Origin of the sequence: Trichocoleus sp. ST-U2 (genome assembly GCF_039961875.1) — a bacterium.
Lineage (GTDB): Bacteria > Cyanobacteriota > Cyanobacteriia > Cyanobacteriales > FACHB-T130 > FACHB-T130.
This window is the reverse complement of record NZ_JAMPJY010000002.1, coordinates 1-23,287: the sequence shown is the minus strand read 5'-3', so window position 1 is coordinate 23,287 and position 23,287 is coordinate 1. Positions and strand designations below refer to the sequence as shown.

Annotated in this window: 24 protein-coding genes; 11 read left to right on the top strand and 13 right to left on the bottom strand. The window is 45.1% G+C overall.

Annotated elements, in window-relative coordinates:
* Positions 1 to 134: 134 nt before the first annotated feature.
* The 4 genes from NC996_RS01365 to NC996_RS01350 form a co-directional block, all read right to left on the bottom strand.
* Positions 135 to 815, bottom strand: coding sequence for an acetoacetate decarboxylase family protein (locus NC996_RS01365; protein ID WP_190440412.1), 681 nt, complete (start codon positions 813 to 815; stop codon positions 135 to 137).
* A gap of 30 nt (positions 816 to 845) precedes the next feature.
* A complete protein-coding gene (locus NC996_RS01360; RefSeq protein WP_242037535.1) occupies positions 846 to 2,249 on the bottom strand; it encodes a DUF2079 domain-containing protein in 1,404 nt (467 codons plus the stop codon).
* A 134-nt stretch (positions 2,250 to 2,383) separates the two neighbouring features.
* Entirely contained in the window at positions 2,384 to 3,364 is a 981-nt protein-coding gene (locus tag NC996_RS01355; protein ID WP_190685517.1) for a methyltransferase domain-containing protein, read from the bottom strand.
* Between the two features lie 338 nt (positions 3,365 to 3,702).
* A complete protein-coding gene (locus tag NC996_RS01350; RefSeq protein ID WP_199303074.1) occupies positions 3,703 to 4,992 on the bottom strand; it encodes a mannosyltransferase family protein in 1,290 nt (429 codons plus the stop codon).
* Positions 4,993 to 5,168: 176 nt separating this feature from the next.
* Between NC996_RS01350 and dxr the strand changes: the two genes are divergently transcribed.
* The gene (gene dxr / locus NC996_RS01345) at positions 5,169 to 6,365 is read left to right on the top strand and encodes a 1-deoxy-D-xylulose-5-phosphate reductoisomerase (RefSeq protein ID WP_190440443.1); all 1,197 of its coding nucleotides are present in this window, start codon (positions 5,169 to 5,171) and stop codon (positions 6,363 to 6,365) included.
* Positions 6,366 to 6,400: 35 nt separating this feature from the next.
* Here dxr and NC996_RS01340 read toward each other — a convergent pair whose 3' ends face one another.
* Positions 6,401 to 7,210, bottom strand: coding sequence for a methyltransferase domain-containing protein (locus tag NC996_RS01340; RefSeq protein ID WP_190685514.1), 810 nt, complete (start codon positions 7,208 to 7,210; stop codon positions 6,401 to 6,403).
* Positions 7,211 to 7,305: 95 nt separating this feature from the next.
* Between NC996_RS01340 and NC996_RS01335 the strand changes: the two genes are divergently transcribed.
* Entirely contained in the window at positions 7,306 to 9,912 is a 2,607-nt protein-coding gene (locus tag NC996_RS01335; RefSeq protein ID WP_190685511.1) for a type I restriction enzyme HsdR N-terminal domain-containing protein, read from the top strand.
* Positions 9,913 to 10,258: 346 nt separating this feature from the next.
* On the opposite strand, the gene glmS is transcribed toward NC996_RS01335, so the two are convergent.
* Both glmS and psaC read right to left on the bottom strand, forming a co-directional pair.
* Positions 10,259 to 12,412 (bottom strand): glutamine--fructose-6-phosphate transaminase (isomerizing), encoded by a 2,154-nt coding sequence (gene glmS / locus NC996_RS01330; RefSeq protein WP_242030476.1) that lies wholly within the window; start codon positions 12,410 to 12,412, stop codon positions 10,259 to 10,261.
* A 183-nt stretch (positions 12,413 to 12,595) separates the two neighbouring features.
* Positions 12,596 to 12,844, bottom strand: coding sequence for a photosystem I iron-sulfur center protein PsaC (gene psaC / locus NC996_RS01325; protein ID WP_089128523.1), 249 nt, complete (start codon positions 12,842 to 12,844; stop codon positions 12,596 to 12,598).
* A 304-nt stretch (positions 12,845 to 13,148) separates the two neighbouring features.
* Between psaC and NC996_RS01320 the strand changes: the two genes are divergently transcribed.
* Positions 13,149 to 13,682 carry an Hsp20/alpha crystallin family protein gene (locus NC996_RS01320; protein ID WP_190667528.1) on the top strand — a complete coding sequence of 178 codons (534 nt, stop codon included), beginning with the start codon at positions 13,149 to 13,151 and terminating at the stop codon, positions 13,680 to 13,682.
* Between the two features lie 45 nt (positions 13,683 to 13,727).
* Here the strand turns inward: NC996_RS01320 and NC996_RS01315 are convergent, their stop codons facing one another.
* Positions 13,728 to 13,907, bottom strand: coding sequence for a hypothetical protein (locus NC996_RS01315; RefSeq protein ID WP_190667526.1), 180 nt, complete (start codon positions 13,905 to 13,907; stop codon positions 13,728 to 13,730).
* 31 nt (positions 13,908 to 13,938) lie between these two features.
* Here NC996_RS01315 and NC996_RS01310 point away from each other — a divergent pair, with 31 nt between their 5' ends.
* Both NC996_RS01310 and NC996_RS01305 read left to right on the top strand, forming a co-directional pair.
* Positions 13,939 to 14,451 carry an Hsp20/alpha crystallin family protein gene (locus NC996_RS01310; protein WP_190685503.1) on the top strand — a complete coding sequence of 171 codons (513 nt, stop codon included), beginning with the start codon at positions 13,939 to 13,941 and terminating at the stop codon, positions 14,449 to 14,451.
* A 276-nt stretch (positions 14,452 to 14,727) separates the two neighbouring features.
* Complete coding sequence (locus NC996_RS01305; protein WP_190410511.1) at positions 14,728 to 14,985, top strand: chlororespiratory reduction protein 7; 258 nt, start codon at positions 14,728 to 14,730, stop codon at positions 14,983 to 14,985.
* 19 nt (positions 14,986 to 15,004) lie between these two features.
* Here the strand turns inward: NC996_RS01305 and NC996_RS01300 are convergent, their stop codons facing one another.
* A complete protein-coding gene (locus NC996_RS01300; protein WP_190685500.1) occupies positions 15,005 to 15,556 on the bottom strand; it encodes a DUF2854 domain-containing protein in 552 nt (183 codons plus the stop codon).
* 300 nt (positions 15,557 to 15,856) lie between these two features.
* Between NC996_RS01300 and NC996_RS01295 the strand changes: the two genes are divergently transcribed.
* Entirely contained in the window at positions 15,857 to 16,117 is a 261-nt protein-coding gene (locus NC996_RS01295; RefSeq protein ID WP_190428356.1) for a hypothetical protein, read from the top strand.
* Positions 16,118 to 16,159: 42 nt separating this feature from the next.
* Positions 16,160 to 16,342: a hypothetical protein gene (locus tag NC996_RS01290; RefSeq protein ID WP_190410508.1), complete on the top strand. Its 183-nt coding sequence runs from the start codon at positions 16,160 to 16,162 to the stop codon at positions 16,340 to 16,342.
* Positions 16,343 to 16,417: 75 nt separating this feature from the next.
* Here NC996_RS01290 and NC996_RS01285 read toward each other — a convergent pair whose 3' ends face one another.
* Both NC996_RS01285 and NC996_RS01280 read right to left on the bottom strand, forming a co-directional pair.
* Complete coding sequence (locus NC996_RS01285) at positions 16,418 to 16,816, bottom strand: response regulator transcription factor (protein ID WP_190410507.1); 399 nt, start codon at positions 16,814 to 16,816, stop codon at positions 16,418 to 16,420.
* 175 nt (positions 16,817 to 16,991) lie between these two features.
* Positions 16,992 to 17,165, bottom strand: a complete 174-nt coding sequence (locus NC996_RS01280; protein ID WP_190685496.1) for a hypothetical protein — start codon at positions 17,163 to 17,165, stop codon at positions 16,992 to 16,994.
* 773 nt (positions 17,166 to 17,938) lie between these two features.
* On the opposite strand from NC996_RS01280, the gene NC996_RS01275 reads away from it, so the two are divergent.
* Complete coding sequence (locus tag NC996_RS01275) at positions 17,939 to 19,399, top strand: glycoside hydrolase family 13 protein (RefSeq protein WP_190685494.1); 1,461 nt, start codon at positions 17,939 to 17,941, stop codon at positions 19,397 to 19,399.
* A gap of 202 nt (positions 19,400 to 19,601) precedes the next feature.
* Here NC996_RS01275 and NC996_RS01270 read toward each other — a convergent pair whose 3' ends face one another.
* Positions 19,602 to 20,018 (bottom strand): fasciclin domain-containing protein, encoded by a 417-nt coding sequence (locus NC996_RS01270; RefSeq protein ID WP_190685492.1) that lies wholly within the window; start codon positions 20,016 to 20,018, stop codon positions 19,602 to 19,604.
* 176 nt (positions 20,019 to 20,194) lie between these two features.
* The gene (locus NC996_RS01265) at positions 20,195 to 21,175 is read right to left on the bottom strand and encodes an ABC transporter ATP-binding protein (RefSeq protein WP_190685489.1); all 981 of its coding nucleotides are present in this window, start codon (positions 21,173 to 21,175) and stop codon (positions 20,195 to 20,197) included.
* A 131-nt stretch (positions 21,176 to 21,306) separates the two neighbouring features.
* On the opposite strand from NC996_RS01265, the gene NC996_RS01260 reads away from it, so the two are divergent.
* Genes NC996_RS01260 through NC996_RS01250 form a run of 3 tightly spaced genes read left to right on the top strand, consistent with a single transcriptional unit; the run spans position 21,307 to position 23,105 of the window.
* Positions 21,307 to 21,945: a hypothetical protein gene (locus NC996_RS01260; RefSeq protein WP_190685486.1), complete on the top strand. Its 639-nt coding sequence runs from the start codon at positions 21,307 to 21,309 to the stop codon at positions 21,943 to 21,945.
* A gap of 35 nt (positions 21,946 to 21,980) precedes the next feature.
* Positions 21,981 to 22,157, top strand: a complete 177-nt coding sequence (locus tag NC996_RS01255) for a hypothetical protein (RefSeq protein WP_190685483.1) — start codon at positions 21,981 to 21,983, stop codon at positions 22,155 to 22,157.
* 6 nt (positions 22,158 to 22,163) lie between these two features.
* A complete protein-coding gene (locus NC996_RS01250) occupies positions 22,164 to 23,105 on the top strand; it encodes a putative 2-dehydropantoate 2-reductase (protein WP_190685480.1) in 942 nt (313 codons plus the stop codon).
* Positions 23,106 to 23,287 lie beyond the last annotated feature (182 nt).

Genomic DNA, 23,287 nt, shown 5'->3' with positions numbered 1-23,287 from the left:
AAGTCCATCAAAATGGACTTGAAGCTTTGAGACTTTGGAATTTTAGCCCAGATGAATTCCGAGAGGCCGATTCGTTTGTGTAGCTCCAAGTTGTAATGTGTGAGCTACAGCAAGTTTCGCAAGAAGTTTAGTTTTTAAGGGTAGCTAAATTCAACTTCCCTGGCTGTTACTGTTGTGCCTACTGCTTCTGGCGCACCGACTACTAAATTCATCTCGTCGCAGTAAACAGTTAGTAAAGGCTGACCTAAGTTTAACTGGGAAAAAGGGCTTTCTGCTGGGATTTCTAGCTTGCCACTCATTGCCTTTAGTTGAGATTCAAGCTGACTTTTGAAGAAAAGCAAATCGTAATTTTGGCTACTAAACGCAGTTCCGATTAATGGCTGTCGCCACCATGTAGAGATGGGCAATAGGGCGTCTGTGTAACTGAGACTGCATAGTAACCGATCCCCTTGACGGACGGTGACACCAGCGCGATCGCCTTTTTCCCAGGTAAACTCAGCAAGTTCCTTCGGTAAACCCCAGATTCTTCTCCCACCAGCAACAGAATCGGCATTATCTACATAGATGTGGGACACCCAACCGCCGAACTTGTCTTCATATTTGACCATCGCTGGGATAACAATTAACTCGCTATACTCCAACACGGAACCCGATCCGTAGTAGGAAAGATAAACCCCGCCTAGGGTTTTGCCAGGAAAAACTGAGACAATTTCTAACTCTGGAGGGATGAAGGGACGCGATCGCTCAACATCTATCAAGTGCAGGGTTTGTAGCGCGTAACCCTGGAGTGTCCAAGGTGCTTGTGGATATGACATTTTCAACTCCTACAATCATATTCATTTTTATTAAGACTTTTTCCTAAACAAATAAACATCATCACGTTGATAGGTTAATTGAAATCCTGGGGTATTTTTTAGTTGATTTGCCAGCTTGGCAGCGAACTCTTGGCTACCAGTCCCGCCAGCACCGCCTGGATAACGCACATTGAGCAATATATCCTCAAAAGGAGATAGATCGGCAGGGAGCGGACTCAGATCGTCCACTAATTTGATCGTCTGGCGGTGAGTTAAATGAGGTGCAATCCGATTGGTGGTTAACACACCGCCTTTCGTTTGAACTTGAGCGATCGCTTCTCGCGCTGCTTGCCAAGTATCAACAGAATTTTGATATTTCGACCAAAAATAGCCATACTTTCCTAATGCTAAGAAAGCCACTATCGACCACACAATTATTGCCCGTTTGTCTCGCAACCAACTTCGATTTGCGGCAAGGCTGGAAATGACAGCCAGCATCAAAAAAGGCAGAATTGGCAAAGAATATTGGTGGAGTAAATCCCGTTGGTGTGGTTTGTCGGAAAGAATGTTTAACGCCAACGCGGGAATCGCACTTACTAGAGGAGTCATGTGTCGGGGAGAAAGTCCCCAAATTACTGGCAAAACCAACAGTGCCAGATATTCGAGTGTCTTAAATGAGAAAATTCTTCCCAATATCAACTCAGGCTTAAACAGGAGATTTCTAGCAATATCTAGAACTGAGTTACCGAGATAGCTGTAACGTGAAACGGCAGCTACTTCGCTACCGCTGAAAGATGGAATAATTAGCTGAGTTGCAATTAGGAACCAAGCGATACCAGCAGAAAGAGCAAATGCACCACATAAACGCCGCTTCTCAAACATCAGCAGCCAAATCCCCATTGCTGTGACAGTAAGGGATAAAACAGCTTTACACCCCAAAATAAAAATAATACTGACACAAAACCAGCCAATTCGATTTTGTCTAGCACACCATACCGCTGCTAAAAATGCGGGAACCGCCATCACTTCTGGATGGAATTCAAATAAATTTGCATTAAAAATCAGCGGGTAAAGCAAGTAGACTGCTGATATTGTGATTGCTTGCGATTCTTTCAATCCCGCTTGACGCGCTAGGTGCCACATTGGTAAAGCACCTAAAGACAAAGCGATGGCTTGTACTACTAACAACCAATGAACATTGGGATAAATTTTGTACAGGAAAGACAATAGATAAACTGCCCAAGCAGCATGGTTTCCCATGTGATGAAAGCCAAGAATCGAAGAAATTGGCGGCTGTCCCTGACTCATTAAATAAACCACTTGGTCATAAATTCCCAAGTCATAAGCTCCTGATTGAAACATGGAGTGTCGTAGGCTACTGCACGCGAATAATATTACGGCACTTGTGCCAATCATCAATGACAGGGCACTCGGCTTGATTCGTGTTTCTTTCATAAGATATTTTTCCCGCAGAGAACGCAGAGAATTAGCGATTGCTGGTTACTTTACGTCCTAATCTAAACCCAACCTAAAAGTGAAAAGCTGAATTTTTTGACATTTTAAATAGAAATAATATCCTTAGTTAGACGCTAAATCTTTTGACACTTTAAATAAAAAGAATATCCTTCATCAGGAGATTCACTCAGTCCAACTGCATCAATCAGTTCTAGGCGACTAAATCTTCCCGTTCTTAAACTAAAAGGCATCGGGGAGACAGCCTTTTTATCTACGACTTTAAATCCAAATTTTTCTATGTCGTTAATTAATTCTTCTGGACAGTATTCGATTTTATGTTCTGGATGAACAAAACCCATTCTAACTTGTAAACGAGTAAGTTTTCGATTGGGAGTATCTAGACAAAAATAGCCTCCCGGTTTTAGGACCCGATGAACCTCCATATATACTTTTTCCGCTTCGTTTTCTGTAATGTGTTCAATACTCTGTCCTGACCAAACGAGATCAATTATTTCATTTTCAAAATTAGATAAATCCGTCATGGATTGATAATAATAAGTTACTTTAGTGCCTTGAAGCGTTGTTACTTCATTTGTAGGTAGGATAGCGGAACCGAACATTCTTTGTTCAGGAGGCAAATCAATAATGTGGACTCGATCGGGAATAGAAGGATACCCCATCGCTAGTAAGCTTCCTTCTATGAGATGACCAGCAGCACCCCCAAGATCCAATATGACCTTAGCAGGAGGAAGGTGTTCTCGGACAAGGGTTAAACGCGCTAAATGGTGGGAAAGAATTCCATTCGTTTTGAATAACTTTCTTTCAGTTTCAGCAGGAATCATCAAAAATGAAAAGACTAATGATGTCCGTGTTATTTCACCGGAATCTAGCTTTTTTAAATAAAATTGAACTTCTTCATCTAAAGGAGGTGAATTAATCAAATATTTATAAAGGTTAATTATATAGTTTTCATTATTTACTTTGATTTTAGTTAGCTGATATAAGGAATTAACCATTAAAAAAATTGAAATTAAAAGTAAGTCGAAGGGATAAAATATTACATACCTAAAAACTTTAAACGCTAGAAGCTTTTTGTTTTGTAATGAGTTTTCCATATTTTGAATCAAATATTAATCGAAAATAATTTAGAATGAAAATTAGAGATATATAGCAACTTTATTTGAGTTGTACGCTAATATTCGCCTTAATAGAGACGCGATTAATCGCATCTCTATAGAAGGTCGCAAATTTTCAGGATTGCTATATAAAGCCATCGGATTAGTTTATTGTGAATTTAGCATACTGGTCGTGGTTCTTGTAAAACTTGGTTTAGTGAAAGTTGATTTGATTTTGATAGTGCAAAAATTACAGCATTTTAGGGAAACTTAATAGCTGGACGATCGCATTTGTAAGGGCGAAGATTTCACCCCTCCTTTTGCCTTTTGGTTTTTTCTTATCCTGCCCAAAGGTGTTGGGCAAATCGAATCGATAGCGGAATAAGTAAGACGGTAAAGAAGCCGATCGTGGCATATCCCCAACGCGGGTGACGGGAAAGTAATAAGCCAAGCGCGATCGCAAGTGACACAATGCCGTAAGCAATCCGCCCAATCGACCAAGTTCCTCCGGAGGACAAAATTAACCCCAAGCCGCAAAATCCATAAATTACGGTCACTAAACTGAGTTGATTCCGGAAGTGCCATAACAAGTAGCCACCCCCTACTAACGAAACCGTATTAATCAACGGATCGCCTGCTTGTAACCACAAAATTAACCATAAAACACAAAAGCCGTATCCGACTTTAACCGAACCTAATTTTTGACGGAATCGCCACAGCAAATAGGCACAGCCGACAAGGATTAAAAACAGTAGCGGATGCCAAGGATCTTTAATCCCGCCATACTTCCAATTCGCTGTACCAATCGAAATTTGCATCAGCATTTTCCACCAACCCTGCCAATCGAAACCAACTGAAGGTCGCCATCCTCGCTGTGCTTGAATAAACGCGAAAGGGTCTGCAAATCGAATCCAGCAATACAAACTAAATAGAAGCAACCCTCCCGCAGTCGCTAGACTGGCAACGTAGGCGATAAGAGGTCTGCGTTCTTTCCACGCTGCAATCAGAAAGGCGGGGATGAGGGCAATTCCGGTGGGACGGGTGGCAGTTGCTAATGCACCACACAGGGATAACCAGGCATATTGGCGTTTATCGAAGGCTCGTAAAGCCGCAGTGCTGAAGAATAAAAATAGCCCTTCCGTGTAAATTACCGTTCCAAAGAGGGAAAACGGACACCAAGCCAATACGGCACTTGCCCAGCGTGCAGCACTTCTACCATGACGTTCTTCAACCCAAAAGTATACAAGAGCGATCGCTCCTAATAATGCCAAATTATTTACGAGCGTGCCTGCGACTTCAAACGGCAAGCCGAGGGTCATCACTCCCCGGATGAGTAAAGGGAAAACGGGGAAAAAAGCAACATTATGTCCTTGTCCGTCATTCGCGTATTCGTAACCAGAGACAGCGATCGCTCGATAATGAATGCTATCCCAGCCCTCAAAAACTCCCCAGCCAGATGTAGGCATTATGTTTGAGGGACTTGGAAGTGCAGGCGCGACAGCCATCATTGCGATCGCAATGATGAGTCGGCTGCTTAGCCACATTGCCGTTGCAAAGACGAACCCATTCGCCCATATCTCCTTTTTTTCAACAGCAGTGGTTTCCACAGTTGCAGCGTATTTTTGCATAGATGCCCCACTCAGTTGATCTTCCCAATCCTATTGATTAACACTCACCCAGCCCACCTATTGAGGGCTTATGGTCAGTAATAATACCCCGATCTTTATCAATCCGCTCAGATGAGATGTTAAGGATGAACCCCAAGCAATTTATAGTGGAATTGCCCCTGAATCCTTAAATGATTGTGAAAGCGATTACTCTCCTTGGCTCCACTGGCTCTATCGGGACTCAGACGCTAGATATTGTGGCTCAAAACCCGGAAAAGTTCAAAATCGTGGGGTTGGCAGCAGGGCGCAACGTGCCAATGCTTGCCGCACAGATTCGGCAGTTCCGACCGGAAATAGCCGCTATCTGTCAAGAAGACAAATTGTCTGAACTGAAAGAAGCGATCGCAGACCTCGACCCCCAACCAATCCTGTTAAGTGGGGAAACTGGGGTCGTTGAAGTCGCCCGCTACGGCAATGCGGAAACGGTCGTTACCGGAATTGTCGGCTGTGCGGGGTTATTACCGACCATTGCCGCGATTGAAGCCGGGAAAGATATTGCTTTGGCGAATAAGGAAACTTTGATTGCGGGTGCCCCCGTAGTGCTGCCGCTGGTAGAGAAACACGGCGTGAAGCTGTTGCCAGCGGACTCTGAGCATTCTGCAATTTTTCAGTGTCTCCAAGGCGTCCCCAAAGGCGGCTTGCGACGAATTCTGCTCACGGCTTCTGGTGGTTCCTTCCGCGATTTGCCTGTCGAGAAATTAGCCTCAGTCACGGTTGCAGACGCCCTGAAGCATCCCAATTGGTCGATGGGTCGCAAAATCACCATCGACTCCGCCACGTTGATGAATAAGGGGCTGGAAGTGATTGAGGCGCACTTCCTCTTTGGCATGGATTACGATGGCATCGAGATTGTCATCCATCCCCAAAGCATTATTCACTCGCTGATTGAGTTGCAAGATACGTCAGTCTTAGCTCAGTTGGGTTGGCCTGATATGCGTTTGCCGCTACTCTATGCCCTATCCTGGCCTGAGCGAATCTATACCGACTGGGAACAGCTAGATTTAGTGAAAGCTGGGAATCTCACTTTCAAGGAACCCGACCATGAGAAGTATCCTTGTATGCAATTGGCGTATGCGGCGGGTCGTGCCGGGGGTTCGATGCCTGCGGTCTTGAATGCAGCGAACGAACAGGCAGTGGCGCTATTTTTAGAAGAAAAAATTCAATTTTTGGATATTCCCCGTTGCATCGAATCAGTTTGCGATCGCTTTACTTCCCAAAATCGCTCAACGCCTACTCTCGATGACATCATTGCCGCAGACAAATGGGCAAGGCAGGAAGCGCTTGAGGTGAGTCAGCAGTTGCACAAAGGTAGTAGCGCCGCAGTCGTGCGTTAGGAGATTTCCTAGCCTTCCTTTCATCACTCACCAGCTCATTTTCTACCCCGAACGAAGAATTTTGTCGTATCTTCCCAGACTCCTCGCTCGGTTGCTGATTTATCAATTTCCGCTCTGTACTCAACTTGGAACTGCTCTAATTGTTCCGGTGATAGTTTTGCCAGCAGCGGATTGCCTTTAAAACTTAAATTCATCCCCTTCCAGGATAATTCGTCATCCCTTAGATGGCGATACCGTCCAGACGGCTCAATTTTGATTTCGATATCTCTAAAACCTGCTTGTTGTAGCAAATTGCGGCACTTTTCTGGAGTACCGAGTGTTTCGAGGATGTGTGGTAGCGATATCCCCAACACTCTAGCGCAGATATTCTGATAAATAGCTCCCAGATAAGCTGTTTCAGGAGGACACGTAAACGCAACAAACCCTCCAGTTTTCAGGAAACGATACCACTTTTGCAAGCTAGCAGGAATATCAGTAAAAAGTACAATTGCCTCACAGCAAAAAATAGCATCAAAACTACCCTCATTAAAGTCGATGGATTCTGCATCCGCCTCAATCAACTCGATGTTTTGTAAGCAAGCTGCTTCAACTTTAACTCTAGCTTGATAGAGCATTCCCGGAGACATATCTATGCCAATGACATTGCCTTCCGAACCCACTTTCTGAGCGGCAGGAATCGCTACTAAACCCGTTCCAGTGGCAACATCAAGAATTTTATCTCCCTTTTGAATTGGGACGAATTCCAGTAGGATATTGGCTTCAAGTGGATGGCGAGTCCCTTCCTCGAAATCGTAGGTAGTTCTAGAATTATAAAATTCAATTACCTGTTGCTTATAAATATTCATAATTTAATGAAATTGGTAATTTATGCGAGTATAACCGAATGTGAAGTTCAAGCCACAAACCTCAATCACCCTTAAAGGCTCAGACAACGCAAGGTATGACATCAAACAGCCACCCACCTCAATTTTCGGAAGAGGACATTAGGACAAGGGTCGTAGCTACTTGGTTAGCCGATCACGGTTTTACTGCTGAGAGTATTTCTGTTGAGTTTTCCTTCGAGTTACGGCTTGGTAGAAACGCTTATAGGGTAGGGGAGAATGCACCTATTCGTTCGTCAGTGCGTAGACCTCGTGCAGATGTTTTGGTGCGTAGCTGTGATGGACGCAATTTGCTGATAGTCGAAGTCAAAGCACCCAATGAAATTCTAAACGATGATGCTAAGGAGCAAGGTATTTCCTACGCTCGTCTCTTACGAAATGGAGGGATTGCCCCGTTTGTAGTCTTAACCAACGGTCATGAAACCCGAATCTATGACAGCATCTCTGGCGAATTAATTAGGGATACTCAAGTCCCCACGAATCATCGTCATGTACAGAATGGTTTCCGAGTCAATGTTAATGATATTGACCTGCGAACAGAGGCATTAGAGACATTTGTTTCTCTTTCTTCAGAAAACTTACTTGAGTTTTGCCGGACTCAGGTTAGTTATCGAATGCGGCTTTTGCGAAGTGATGATCCGTTTAGTGGCAAGAAGTATATTCCTAGCTTGTATATAGAACGAGAGGATGCAAAAAGGCAGCTAAATCACCTTATAGATGAGGAAAAGCGTCAAACTTTAGTTTTATTTGGTTCACCACAAGTTGGCAAAACAAACTTTATTTGTCATGCCGTAGAGAAAAGACTTGAGAAAGGAGTTCCTTGTCTCTTCTATCCAGCTATTGGAATGCAAGGAAGTTTAGTTGATGAAATCAACGAAGACTTTGGTTGGATTTTCAAAGATAGTAGTGCATCTCATCAAATAGTTAATAAGTTAACTCACATTCTTCGACGCACTAATCAAAGTCTTAATATCTTCATTGATGGTTGGAATGAAGCTAGCCAAGAGTCAGCACAAACAATCGATTCTAGTAGTGCAAGGCTCTCTTGCGATGAGATTCAAATAATTATCAGTTTAACTGACGTAGCGGCACGTCGCTTGTTACTAGATAAAGTAGGCAATCCCTCTCATATAGCTGAATCCGCTTTGCTTAATAGTGGTTCAGTTCCACTACTTGAGATTAGCCCAGAAAAGTTAGAGTATAGCAACTCTAGTGTCATGGAGATTAGGAAGTACAACCCTGGAGAAATTAAAAGAGCCTATGACACCTATTCAAATATTTATAAAGTTCAAGTACCTCATTCACATCAACAGGTAAACGATCCCTTCCTACTTAGGATTGGAATGGAGCTTTTTACTGAAAAGTCCTTGCCCGAATCTCTCGATGAACCTTCGCTACTAGAAAAGAGTATATTTTCCAAAATATCTCGTGCTGTAGATTTAAGCGAAGATGTTGCCATCTCACTTCTATCAGAGCTTGCGGATGAAATGGTTGTACATGATGCTCCAGTTAGTCAAGTCTTAGCCAGAAAACGATGGAATATTCCCACTGCCAGCGAGTTACCGAAAGGCTTGTTTGAAGCAGCACTACTGTCTAAAGTATATACTGAAAAAAATGTGCCAGGATTAGACTTTTACTATGGTCGAGAGAGAGATTTTGTCATCGCTTGCTGGATGAGAAATTGGTTCAAAAAGTCACCGCATGAATTCAATGTTTTTATGTCTAAGCTTGCCACTTCAGTTTGCAATTCAGTTGAAATTGATGCTATATACTGGTTTTTAAAACAACCACAAAATTTTATTTATCTTGAGTTTACTGCACAAATTTTTCATGAACAGTGTGACCCTCTTATAAAAAGAGGTATCCTGTCATTAATACATAGTAATTTAACTCGGTTCACTGACAAAGTGTTGACAGATATTATTAAAAAAAGTGCAAATGACTCTAGTAAGCTTGTTAGAGCAGAAACTGCTAAATTGATAACAAAGCTAGCTTACAATGAAGACTGGCTAGCTTCGATTCTTGCTGACGTACAAGACTTAAGAAACTTAGTTGTCGATTTATTAGAAGTTGATGAAGAATATTCTTTAAGTTTAGGTAATGTAGGGCAAATTATTCTTGATGCTCTGAGGCAACTGCATTGGGAAGCTAGTTCAGATGAAGGCTCAGAGATAACAGATATTCTAAGTCATTTAATGCAACATTACTCATCTACTGTCAGAATTGGAGCTGCGAAAGCTCTTGGCTATATTGAACCTAAGCTATTGTTTCAGACATTAACTTATAAAATTGGCTTATACAAAGTAGGATATGAAATCGCAAAGGATTACATAGGTGGTCTAGACCTAGCCTTAGATAGTATTGGTGAAATATATTACGGTTCGATGTGTCCAGGACATCTAGAATACCTACTCAACTCCGCACCTGAAGAGCATATTGCGGAGCATGAGGAAATGTATAAACTTTGTATGCCAATAATCAAGTTCTATTGGCAAGAAGAATGTGGAAAAAAGCTTTTAGAGTTCTTAAATTCAATTGCACCAGATGAAACAGTTTATGAGAATGCATCTGAGAATAGGCCTTATTCAGGTCAAAGTGTGTTTGATGAAAATATAGTTCAACTGAGTCTACCACTTGATGATTTGGAGCCTAATGGAAATGCTTGAGGACTCAGGTTAGCTTCAACCATTCATCAGCAGCAAGTTCTTCGTCGCTTTGCTGCTCACACCAACTTCATTTGCTAATGTTCAACATCTTTATGGGACACTACTTTGTGTCCCTTTAACTTGGCACAGCCGTCTTCCAGGCACTTCAGCTACCTCCGGCGATTGCCTTTCCTACAAAGAAGCGATCGCACCAGACGACAAACCATTCAGCCTTAAGACTAGCAGTGGAGATCGTAAATATGGAGATCGCACTGAAGTGTACAATAACAAAAAAGTCGTATGACTTTTTTATTTTTTATACGACTTTTTTATTGTTGTACACAAGACTAAGAAACGTTATAACAGCTTATTCAACTGTTACTGACTTCGCCAAATTACGAGGCTGATCTACATCTAAGCCACGAAGCGCCGCAATGTGATAAGCCAACAGTTGTAATGGAATGACCGTGAGGATGGGAGACAGCAACTCTTCCACAGCAGGAACGGGCAACAAATCATCAAACGTTTCCGCTGCTTCTGGGTCATTCATGGGCGTCACGCCAATCAAGCGGGAATCCCGCGCCTTCGCTTCCTGGGCATTCGAGAGGACTTTTTCGTAGACAGTCCCCGGCATGGCGATCGCTACTACGGGCACTTTCGCATCCAACAATGCAATCGGGCCGTGTTTCATCTCTCCAGCCGGATAACCTTCGGCGTGGATATAGCTGATTTCTTTCAGTTTCAGCGCCCCTTCCAAGGCAATCGGGAAATTAATCCCCCGTCCTAAAAAAATAAAATCTTTTGTTTCGGCAAAATCGTGAGTCAGATGCTCAATATAACGCTCCTGACTTTCTAAAATCAGTTCAATCTGCGCTGGCAACTGTCGTAAGCCAATTAAAATTTGCTCTAACCGAATTGCCGATACCGTCTGACGCCGATAAGCTAAATCTAGCGCCAAACAGTAAAACGCCATCAGCTGGGCAACAAAAGTTTTCGTCGCCGCCACTCCAATTTCAATTCCCGCATGGGTTTCGATAATCTGGGGCACCATCGTCCCCAAAGTGCTTTCTGGACGATTGGTAATCCCCAGCAATCGCGTCTGAAATTGGGACGGCTGAGTGGCACGACGCTGGGATTCCATTGCCAAAGCCGCCAGCGTATCCGCTGTTTCTCCAGATTGGGTTACGCCAATGGTCAGCGTATTCGCAGTGAGAGGCGCGGGTGCATAGCGAAACTCAGAGGCGTACTGCACGATGGTCGGAATTCCCGCTAACTGTTCCAGCAGGTATTTACCTACCAGTCCGGCGTGCCAACTGGTACCGCAAGCAAGAATTTGAACGTGTTCTAAATTTTCGTAGAGTGACGCGGGTAAATTCAGTTTGATTGGAGATTGACCAGAGTCGGCGTTCCAGTCTGCGTTTAGGTAAGCTTCTAAACAAGCGCGAACCACTCCCGGTTGCTCATAAATTTCCTTGAGCATAAAGTGTTTGAATCCCTGTTTTTCCACCTGTACGGGATTCCAACTCAACGTCCGGGGACTTTTTTTGAGCCTATCGCCTGCAAAATTGTACACCTCAACCCCAATCGGGGTCATTCTTGCCAATTCGCCATTTTCCAGCGTCAGGACGGCACGAGTGTGGGGAACCAGTGCCGGGGTATCAGAGGCACAGAAAAATTCTCCTTGACCGAAACCAATGGTGAGGGGAGCTTGTTGCCGTGCCACAATCAATTCATCGGGATAGTCGGCACAGATAACCGCGATCGCAAACGCTCCCTCCAGTTTATTCACTGCCTGCCGTACCGCTTCTAAAAAGGAAGAATGCTGGCTTGTCGCCGCTGAGTTTTGCACCTGCTGTGACATCACTTCAGCCATTAATTGGGGGATTGCCTCCGTGTCTGTCCCCGCCTTCGTGACTGCTTGCCGCACTGCCTCTAAAAACGGAAACTGTTGAGGCATCGAAGCTGAGTTGTGTACTTGCTGTGCCATTAATTCAGCGATTAACTGGGGAATCAACTCCGTGTCCGTCCCAGTTTTCGTCACCGCCTGCCGCACCGCCTCTAAAAACGGAAACGGTTGAGCGGTCGCCGCTGCTTGCTGCGCTTGCTGGGCCATTAATTCGGCGATTAAGTGGGGAATCACCTCGGTATCCGTCTCTGAGCGAAACTCGTGTCCCTTGGCTTTGAGTTCTTCTCGCAATTCCCGATAATTTTCAATAATCCCGTTTTGGACTACCGCGATTCGCTTCGCCGTATCTGTGTGGGGATGGGCGTTGTATTCTTCTGGCTTGCCGTGAGTCGCCCAACGGGTGTGTCCAATGCCAATCGTCGCCGGATTAACTTCTCGTTGTAGCTTTTCGCGCAGGTTGTAGAGTTTGCCCTTTGCCCGCACGCAATGGATATCACCTTCCAAGACTGTGGCGATACCGGCAGAATCGTAGCCCCGATACTCCAGTTTTTCCAAGCCTGCCAGCAAAATCTCTGTCGCCGCTTGAGTGCCAATATAGCCAACGATTCCGCACATATATCACAACACTCCTGTTCACACTTAAACTAAAAAGCTACTGGGCTATCCCAGGAACGTCAAGGTCAACAACATTGTATTGGTTACGGGCGATCGCGCTCTGATTCCGTAAAAAAGAGGGAGCAATTTGCCCCCTCAATGCCTTGGAATCGGAATGATAAAAAGTGTTTTCAAGCCAGCTTGTTAGTATGCCAAGCCCATGCTGCGAGTCGTTTCAGCATTGCTCAAATAAACTCGGATGCTCAAAAAGTCGGTAGGACAGGCAGTTTCGCACCGCTTGCAACCTACACAATCTTCAGTCCGAGGAGATGAGGCAATCTGTTGAGCTTTACAGCCATCCCAGGGAACCATCTCTAGGACGTCCGTTGGGCAAGCGCGAACGCATTGGGTGCATCCAATGCAGGTGTCATAGATTTTAACGGTATGAGACATCGAAAAACGGCTCCTTTCTGAGTGTTCTCTACTAATGACACTAGAATCAAGGCTTAGTTTACCGCAGGCGCATAGACGCCTCTGCAAAAGGCCACAGAACTTCAAACTCTGTAATAGATTGCCCCTAATTGCGACTTTCCGACAGAGGCGGGGAAATCCCTCTGTCTCAAGGCGGTTTGCCTCACCGGCAAAGCCAGGGTGCCTCCGACATCATAAAGAAGTGTGAACAAAAGGCTTCACTCAGGTGAACAAAATTTCATTCAAACGTTCGACACACAGAAGTTTTAATCCTGGGGAATCGACTATGACACTGATTCGTTGGCAACCTCTACAAGAAATGGAAACCCTGCGCCGTCAAATGGATCGAATGTTTGGCGAACTGGCAACTGTTAATCGGGATGCTCCAATCACCTGGAAGCCTGCGATTGAGCTGCAAGATACAGAGGACAGCCTAATTCTGCGGGCACAAATTCCTGGTATCGAAGCCAAAGACCTTGATATCCGCATTTCTCGTGAAGCGGTCGTGATTACAGGCGAACGCCGCTACGAAAAGAAAGAACAAGAAGGCGGTTACGTCCGTTCTGAGTTCCGCTACGGAAACTTTCAGCGAGTGATTTCTCTGCCAGTTGCGATTGAGAACGACCGCGTCCAGTCTGAATTTAAGGATGGTGTCCTGATGCTGACGCTGCCCAAAGTAACGTCAGTTCGCGATCGCGTAGTTAAGCTCAATCTAGCAGATAGTACCAGCGCGACTCCAGAAGTCACTGACGCACCCGTTGCTGATGTGAAGAAGCCCGAAGCAACTGAGAGTGCTGAACCGGCTAGCGTCTGGGATTAATCCAGATAATTTTCGGTTAATCCGTAGCCGCGAAAACTTCTTAGTCTAACCACTCAACCGCTGAGCATCAGCAAGGCGGTTATTTTTTCGCCTTCTTCTAGAAGTCGGGAAAATCCCCCAAAAGGCAATTCGGTTTTCCTCACTGACGTAACCAGACTGTTTTGACATTATAAAAACGTGGGAACTAAAAGCTTCATCCCATTGAACAAATTTCAATTCAAGCATTTAGTCACTGCAAATTGGAGGTAACTGTTTTATGGCACTGATTCGTTGGCAACCCTTCCAAGAAATGGAAACTCTACGTCGTCAAATGGATCAAATGTTTGATGAACTTGCCGGAAGCGATCGCGTAGCTTCTCGCCAGTACAGCAAAACTTGGAAGCCTGCCATTGAACTCCAAGACACTGAAGACCATCTGATCCTGCGGGCTGAAATTCCAGGCGTAGAAGGCAAGGACATTGATGTCCAAATCACTCGTGAAGCGATCGCCATTAGCGGCGAACATCGTTTTGAGAAGAAGAATGAAGAAAAAGGCTTCTTCCGCTCCGAGTTCCGCTATGGTAGTTTCCAGCGCGTGATTCCGCTGCCAGTGCCCATTCAAAACGACCAAGCCAAGGCTGACTTCCAGAATGGCATTCTGACTTTGACCCTACCGAAAGTCACAGAAGCGCGGCGTACCGTCGTCAAACTCAATTTAGGCGGCACCAATACGACTCCAGAGTTGACCAGTCAGTCAACTCCTGAAGCCAACCACGCTAGCGTGAACTAATCTTGCCCTTGCCCTCCTGAAGGGTCTTGAGCCGAGGTAAGAAACAATAGCTTAATTTAGTTATCTAACCGCTGAGTGGTCTTCAGTAGAATCCTACCCTCCACTCAGCGGCTATTTTTTTGGCGTTGCACCTTGAAAAACTATTTATTTTAGAGACAATCCCTCAGTAGATTGCCCCTAGGAAAAACCATCTCCTAATTGGACAATGTCATCTTTTTAGCTATCGTCAAGGACGATACACTTGTGCAAGATGCCTTCTTTGGGAAAAAACTCAAAATGCCAGATTCCTTGATGTATCGACAAGATGCCTTCGTTGTTCTGGAACCCAACCAACCAGAGCAATTCCTCACTCCCGCAGAAATGTTAGAAAAACTGAAGGCAATTTTGGCAACTCGCCAAGATAACCTACCGCCAGATTTGCAAAAATTTCCTTCAGTAGAAGCTCAAGCTGAATACCTGCTAGAAACGTCCTGCGAATTAGATATGGGGCCAGGACAATTTTTACAGTGGTATGTCGTGCGTTTAGAAAAATAAGAGCGGAGTTCCTCCGCCCCTACGTTGAGGGTGTAGCAATTAGCGCCACATCAACACGTTGTTCAGCTGGTTGAGTCACGGTTACGCGCACACCAGGGCCAAAAAACCCTTCTATTTTCTCCCGCTTCTGTTGCCAAACCTCTAGAGGGAAGAGCGGCGACTCAAATTCCAACACCAAAGCGTAAGCCCCATCGATCGCAGTTTCGTGTAATCCTGTTAGCACAGGTCTTTCTTCATCGGTTGGACTCAGCCCCAAGCTGCTCAAAGAGCTATCGAGATGAGCATCTTGACCGTAGCGATAGCGGGTGACATCTAGACGAATTTGGTTTTGAGTTGCGGTTGCTTGCTGTTCTCGGAGTGCCAGTATGTCCTTGGAAGTCGGTTTGCTGAACGGTACAGGCGTAAGTTCTGAGGCTTTGAGGGCAAGTCCTCCCAGCAACAGGGGAACCCCATAAAAGAATCCGGCTAAATTCAGCGTTGGGTTGTCGGTAACGTAAGCGACCAGTCCCGCCAGAAATAAAACGCCACCAACACTTAAACCCAATGTTCCCAAAGAAGTTTGACGTAACATTTTAATTAGGATACCCAATTGACAATCTCTTCAGCTTTATTATCCTTGGCGCTGGGTAACATCTCTAGTATGGGTGAGATTTTTGATAAAACTACGTGCCTTGCTTTGGGTCGCGATTGGGAAGCACGAAGCTGAAGAAGTCTCGCTAATTTGATAGCTCTTGACGAATGAGTGCAGAGTCTGTAAAGTAGCCCATCAACCAACGGTAATTCAGAACTCAGGGCGTTTACAAAAGGAACCCCTATTATCAAAATAAGTCGCTGTTGTCCGCCGCCATCAATTCATAACTGAGATAATAAAATGATTCAAGAAGACAATTCCGGGGCTACAAAAAAGAGTAAAGCCATCCTGGATCAACTCAAAACGCTGAAGCAGGAAGATGAAACGCTTTATAACATCTTGGCTGTAGATGTTTGGGCTTTAGCCAAAACAATGGATGAGTTTCAACCAGGATTTTGGTCGGCTTTTATGAAAAATCGGGAGAAGGCGCTGAAGCGGTTTATTTCTGAAGTGATTAAAAATAAGCCTACCGATCCGAAACGTCCTCCTTTCCTTCGCTAGGATTAATTATTGTAAATAAATAATCGACAGAGGAAGCAAATAATGGACCCACAAACACTCAAGCAATGGATTAGCCAGATTGAACTCAAGCGTGAGTCACTGGTAAGGCTCCTGGAGGAACCAAACCTGGGAACTCTACGAATTGATGTTAATCAGGCACTCGAAGAAATTGACGACCTGATTGATGAATTTCGGCGCACCTTCCCAGAGGCAGATGCCAACTAGAAACTAACGCCTTGCCGAGCTAAACTCTAGCCAAGAGGCTACGGCAAGGACACCAATCACTAATTGCGCCCCTTTCTAATGACTGACTGCCCGCTGCCCAAGCTGCTTGACTAGAGCAATCAGCTCTTGAGTAGCGGTATCTTTTTTACAGAAAGCATCAATTCTGGCGGTTTGGCTCATCACCTCAATCTGCGGGTCTTCGACTGAGGAATAGGCAATAATCTGAGCGTGCGGATCGATGTGCTTGATCTGGGTAGATGCGCTCAAACCGTCTAAAACTGGCATTTGTAGATCGAGAATAATCACATCAGGGTGGTGACGCTCGACCATCTCAACGGCTTCTTGACCGTTACTAGCCAATCCAACTAACTCGATGTTTGCCTGACTCTGGAATGCTAATTTCAGGCTAAAACGAGTTAGCTCGTGGTCATCAACAACAAGAACACGAAGAAGGGGGTGCTGACAGGACAACATAAGAGGATAACTATATCATCTGACGGTTCTAGTTTAGGGGCATAGGATACAAATGTCCCTCTACCATCCGAGCGAACTGCTGCAAGAAATACTCATTTTACCTCCAAACTAAAGTAGATAATTTTATAAAGTTTAAATATTTATAAAGGAATACGGAATTTTAGTTTTTATGTGTTTATACAAATTGAACAGCCACCCATTTCGCGTTTGACTTTCTAACGCGATCGCTCTTGAGTTTCAGCCATTCGCTCTCTAGGATACCAAGACTTTTTCGGGCTGTCCTCTCCATCTGGAGGGATAGACTGAAAGAGCGATCGCGCTCTTGATTGGGTAGAGAGTGCGATCGCATCTTTGAAGTTTCTGATTTAAGAATTCAAAACTGACAGGAACTTCAAAATAGTCTAAATGCTTAGAATTCCTGTAAGAGTTGGCAGATAAGTTTTGAGGACTTCAGCTAGTTTACTGGCATCCGTAACAGCACTAGCAACACCCTTAAGGACATTCACAGCCATCGAGCAAAGTTAAGCCCCCGTCTTCCGGTGGCTTGTTCGCCTCTTATTCTATAGTTCCCACAGCGTCCAAAACATCTTTCTTTGCATTGTTAGAAAGGGTGAAATCAGTTTTAATTGATTGTTACAATTCTGCCAAAATCTTCTCCAAATTATTGCTATCAGCAGTATTAATTTCCTGGAGTTGCGGAATAGTATTTGTTACCTGAACGATAACATTGTCCACAATGCTAGCACCTGTAAAATCGCCACCACTCGTGACCTTATCTACCTTGTTTTATGTCTTTCATCCCTACTAGCTATGTCCCCACCGATATTATTTCCTGTAATTTCCATTATTTCAACTCCACTGCTAATTTAATGAGATGTTGGCTTTTTAAGGTTGAATAGAGACTTGGTAAAACTAAAATCTGCTTAAAATCAAACAGGAATTTTGTATTTTAGTAACGCATATTAAAATTTAGGCAGAAATATCTGATGCCTAAAGAGTACAAAAAGGATAAAGTTGGATTTCGCTGTTGGGCATTCTGTAACTAAGGATTATCTTCCAGAGGTGAGAAGCGAAAAGCTGCCAGGGGCTGTAACTTAGCGGTGAAGGGCTAGGAAGGAGTTTATGCAGATACAGACGCCAGATTGGGTTAAACACGCGGTTTTTTACCAGATTTTTCCGGATCGCTTTGCTAAAACGAAGCATTCTCACAAGCGGCTTTTGAAGGATACCCGATGGGAAGATTGGCACGAAATACCGACGCTTCAAGGGTACAAGGGCGGTGATTTGTGGGGGGTGATGGAACAGCTGGATTACTTGCAGGATGTAGGGATTAATGCGATTTACTTTACCCCCATCTTTCAATCGGCTAGCAATCACCGCTATCACACCCACGACTATTACCAAGTCGATCCGATGTTGGGGGGGAATGGCGCTTTTCGGGAGTTGCTGGAAGCTGCCCACGAACGGGATATCAAAGTTGTACTGGATGGGGTGTTTAATCACTCTAGCCGGGGCTTTTTCTTTTTCCACGATGTTCTGGAAAATGGCCCCCATTCGCCTTGGGTGGATTGGTTCAAGATTGAAGGCTGGCCTTTATCGGCGTATAACGGCGATTTTCCGGCGAATTATGAGGGCTGGGACGGAAATCGGGCGCTGCCAGTGTTCAACCATGAAAATCCGGAAGTGCGGGAATATATTATGGAGATTGCCGAATATTGGATTAAATTCGGCATCGATGGCTGGCGCTTGGATGTGCCCTTTGAGATTAAGGCTCAAGGATTTTGGCAAGAATTTCGCGATCGCGTAAAAGCCATTAACCCGGAAGCCTACATCGTGGGGGAAGTCTGGGGAGATTCCCGCGAGTGGCTGGATGGGACTCAGTTTGACGGGGTAATGAACTATTTATTTGCTGCGCCGACGATTGCTTTTGCCGCAGGCGATCGCGTAGACATTGACCAAGTGAAAGATCGCTCTTACCATCCTTATCCTCCCCTCTTTGCGCCAGAGTATGCCGAAAAAATCCAGCAATTGTTGGAATTTTATCCGTGGGATATTCAACTGACTCAGTTGAATTTGCTAGCTAGCCACGATACGGCGCGGCTGATTTCTATTGCAGGCGGCGACAAGGAGAGTGTTCAACTAGCAACATTGCTGCTATTGACTTATCCCGGTGCGCCCAGCATCTACTATGGTGATGAAGTGGGATTACCGGGAAAACTCGATCCGGACTCGCGTCGGGGTTTTCCGATGGAAGCTCACTGGGAACGTGATGTTCTAAATTATCACAAGCAACTCATCGCCCTGCGTCACCAATATCCTGCCTTGCGTACAGGTTCTTACCACGTTCTGTTTGCTGAAGGAACCGTTTACGTCTTTGCTCGGAAATTGGGAGATGAGGAACTGATTGTTGCTATTAACGTGGGGACGGCACCGGCAGATCATGTGAATTTTGAGGTGGCGGGGCTACAATCCAAGCCGAATCAGCTACTGTATGGTACCGCCGAGGTGTCATGGAGCAGTGAGGGAGAATCCAACCATCTGTCCTTGCATCTGCCAGCGCGTAGTGGATGCATCCTGGGTTGAACGAATCGCTAAGCGATCGCCCAAATCAAAAGGAGGCACCTTTGCAAAGGTGCCTCCTTTTTTATGTCAGCAAATCGAATTTTAAATTTTTACGATGTCGTTTAGATCGCACTGACTCCAAATTTGCTTTTGTCTTACCATTACCCAGTTTTTGACCAATAAATTCTGTCTAAAGACAGCAGGCAATAGCAAAAATTAGTGCCTATTTAGACATTATCGTTGGTGTAAGTACGGAATCAATAACATGGATGACGCCGTTATCGGTAAGGATATCTGTTTTTAGCACCTTTGCATCATTCACTTTAAAACCGTCGTCGGTGCTATCAATCCCCAGAATGCCGCCCTCAACTGTCTCAGCGGAATCTATCTCGACGAAGTTATCGGTTCTAACATCCCCAAACAGGACGTGATACATTAAAATTTGCTTCAGCTTGGGGATGTTGTCCATCCAAGAAGCTAATGTATCCTTTGGAATTTTGGCAAATGCTTCGTCGGTTGGAGCAAAGACAGTATAAGGTCCTGGACTCTTGAGAATCTCAAACAGACCAGCAGCCTCAAGAGCATTAACCAGAGTTTTGAAAGAGCCTTCATTAGTGGCAGTTTCTAAAAGGTCAGCCATGTGTTTTGATAATTTTAAATGAGTGTCCTGTTTAGGGATACTCGCTAGGAGAGCGGCAGTGCATCCTTCAAAAGTATTGAAGACGCGATCGCTATTAGGTTAGCACCGCTACCCATTCAATCTCATTTCGCTAGCGTGCAGCCACTCATCAGAATCCCCCAACCCCCTTACACAACTCAACTACTGGAACGAATGCCACGTTGTTGTAGCTGCTGAATAAAAAAGTCTTCTAGAGAAGGACGGGAGAGGTTCATTGTCGTCAGATGAGCACCCATCAAACGGAGGCTAGCCAGAAACTCTTGGGGTTCGCCTTGTAAGTGACCATGCCAGCCATTATGCTCAAAAGCCAAATCTGGTATCCAGCGTTTGAGAACCTCCAGGTTCCCGTCTTTGCCTTTGACGTGGTAGGATTCAGCGGTGCCAAGGAGTTCATCGAGGGAGCCGACGCAAATTAGCTCACCTTGGGCAAGGATAGCGACGCGATCGCATATCTGCTCCACTTCCGCCAGAACATGACTATTAAAGAAAATCGTCTTTCCCTGCTTCTTGAGGGATAGAATAATCTCTCGCATCTGGTAGCGCCCCATTGGGTCAAGACCCGACATCGGCTCATCCAAAAATACCAGTTCTGGATCGTTAATCAGCGCTTGAGCCATGCCCACCCGTTGCAGCATCCCTTTAGAATACTGACGCATCTGCTTTTTACGGGCAGCAGATTGAGCCAATCCGACTAATTCCAGTAGTTGGGGGATGCGTTGGCGTTGCACTGATTTCGGGATTTGAAATAATCCAGCCGTAAATTGCAAAAACTCCCAGCCGGTGAGAAAGTCGTAGAAATAGGCGTTTTCTGGTAAATAACCGATGCGTTGTTTCACTTCGCGATCGCCCAAAGGTTTTCCCAGTAGTACCCCTCGTCCACCTGTAGGGCGTACTATTCCCAAAAGCGTCTTTAACAGCGTCGTTTTCCCAGCCCCATTCGGTCCTAGCAGTCCAAATGTTTCCCCCTCAAACACCGACAGCGTGCAGCTTTTGAGAGATTCAATTTTTTGATTTAGCCAAAATCCGGTGCGATAAACCTTTCGCAGTTCAAAAGTCTGTACTACCGATTGACGGTAAACGGTAATCGGTTCCCCTGACTTATCTTCAACAGAATTCATATTAGTTCGGCAAGCGATCGCATTCTCTACAATATTATTGATTCCCTATTTTGCCGAGTTTCTTATCAGTTTGGAATCATGGATGATATGAGTCCTCGACCTGTTCTAGTTCTTAGGGATCAACTAGGCGGATGCTTATCTTAACGGAAGCCGAGTTTCGAGAATCGGCAGAATCCTCCCTGCGCCGGGTTTTTCTGAACGACGACCCGTTTAACCAGCGTTTTGCACCGGATGTCCCAGCGCGAAGGATAATCTACGAGTATTTCTACCGCATAGAGCCACCGCTCCTAGATGCTGTAGTTGCGGCTGCTTCCCGTGTGGGAGACACTGGTTGTTACCTCTCAAATCTATGGCGTAACAAAGAACAACCCGAACGCCCCAATCACTGGTATATCCCTTTTTCCGAGATTTCAGCTTACATCGCAGGCGATGGCAAAGTGTTTAACAATGCTTTAGTTTCGGAGAATGTTCTCTACTCGCCCCAAGGAAAATGGGGAGTTATGATGTCTCACGAGCATCACGGTTTACTGGCTGGTACGCACGAGTTTATGGGAGAAATTCGTCGGCTCATACCAGACCTCGATCGCCAGGTGTATAGTTTCCTCGATTATTGGAAATACTGGTATAGCCAAGGTCAGTGTGCTGATGTAACTTGGCTACCGGGATTATTAACGCAGATTTACGGACGAGAAACCGCAAAAACCATGCTCAGAGAAGCAGGCTTAAAGTCTATCTGGCGCAAATACAGTTCTGAACTTCTATTCACTTAGACTGGATTTAGGAGTTTTTAATGGAAGAGAAACGAATGGATAGACCCAAAATAGTTGCAATTATCACTGGGGCAATTTCTATAATTTTAGCGATCGCCTATCTGCTGCTGGTTCAGTTACTAGACTTCCGGGGTGAAATGATACCCGCGCCCACAAGTCAATTGCCGCCAGTCGTGCAAGTTGCCCAAATATCCGCGATTCAGCTTTTATAGAGAGCAATGTCTAATCGGAGTTACGCCATCCTCGGAACAGGAGCGCTGGGGGGCTACTACGGAGCTAAACTACAACGAGCGGGGCTGAATGTCCACTTCCTGTTGCACAGCGATTACGAACAAGTCTGTCAACAGGGTTTAGTCATTGAGTCCCCAGACGGCGATTTTACCCTCCCCCACGTTAACGCCTACCCTGACGCTAACAAAATGCCACCTTGCGATGTGGTGGTTGTGGCGCTGAAAACGACGCAAAACCACCTGCTACCAGAAATGCTGCCATTTGCGATCAAGGAAGGTGGCGTCGTCTTGGTACTGCAAAATGGTCTAGGCGTTGAAGAGAAAGTCGCCAAAATTGTTGGTTCGGAACGAGTAATGGGAGGCTTGTGCTTTCTCTGCTCTAATAAAGTGGGACCAGGACACATCCGCCATCTAGACTATAAAGCGATTACACTCGGCGAATATACCCCCGATTATCAACCCGCCGGGATTACCGAGCGAATGCGTCAGATTGCGGGTGACTTTGAAAGTGCTGACATCCCTATCCAACTTGCTGAAGACTTGCTGTTTGCTCGTTGGCAGAAATTGGTGTGGAATATCCCATACAACGGGCTTTCTGTGGTTCTTGACGCCACAACAGATGAGCTGATGAGCGATCTTCACACGCGATTATTAGTCGAGCAGTTAATGAGTGAAGTGCTGGTAGGTGCATCTGCTTTTGGTCGGAAGATTCCTGATAGCTTTGTCGAAAAGATGCTCGATCACACGGCAAAGATGAAGCCGTACCGCACCAGTATGAAAATCGACTATGACGAAGGGCGTCCTCTAGAGGTGGAAACCATGTTCGGTAATCCCCTACGAACTGCACAAGCAGCAGGTGTTGATTTGCCAAAAATTGCGATGCTTTACCAGCAGCTAAAATTCTTGGATGCTAGAAATCGCCACAAATAGTATGTTCTTTTGGCATCCGATTTTTCATGACTTAAATATACCTGACACCCTGAAAAAAAACCTTAAATAACCTGAGTTCGGGATAAGGAAGGGACAAGCGAGTAAGCTAAAAGTCATCACACAACAGCTTTACAGGCTCGTCCCATGCTTAGTCTAGAAGAACTTTTTTGCTCTGTCGATGA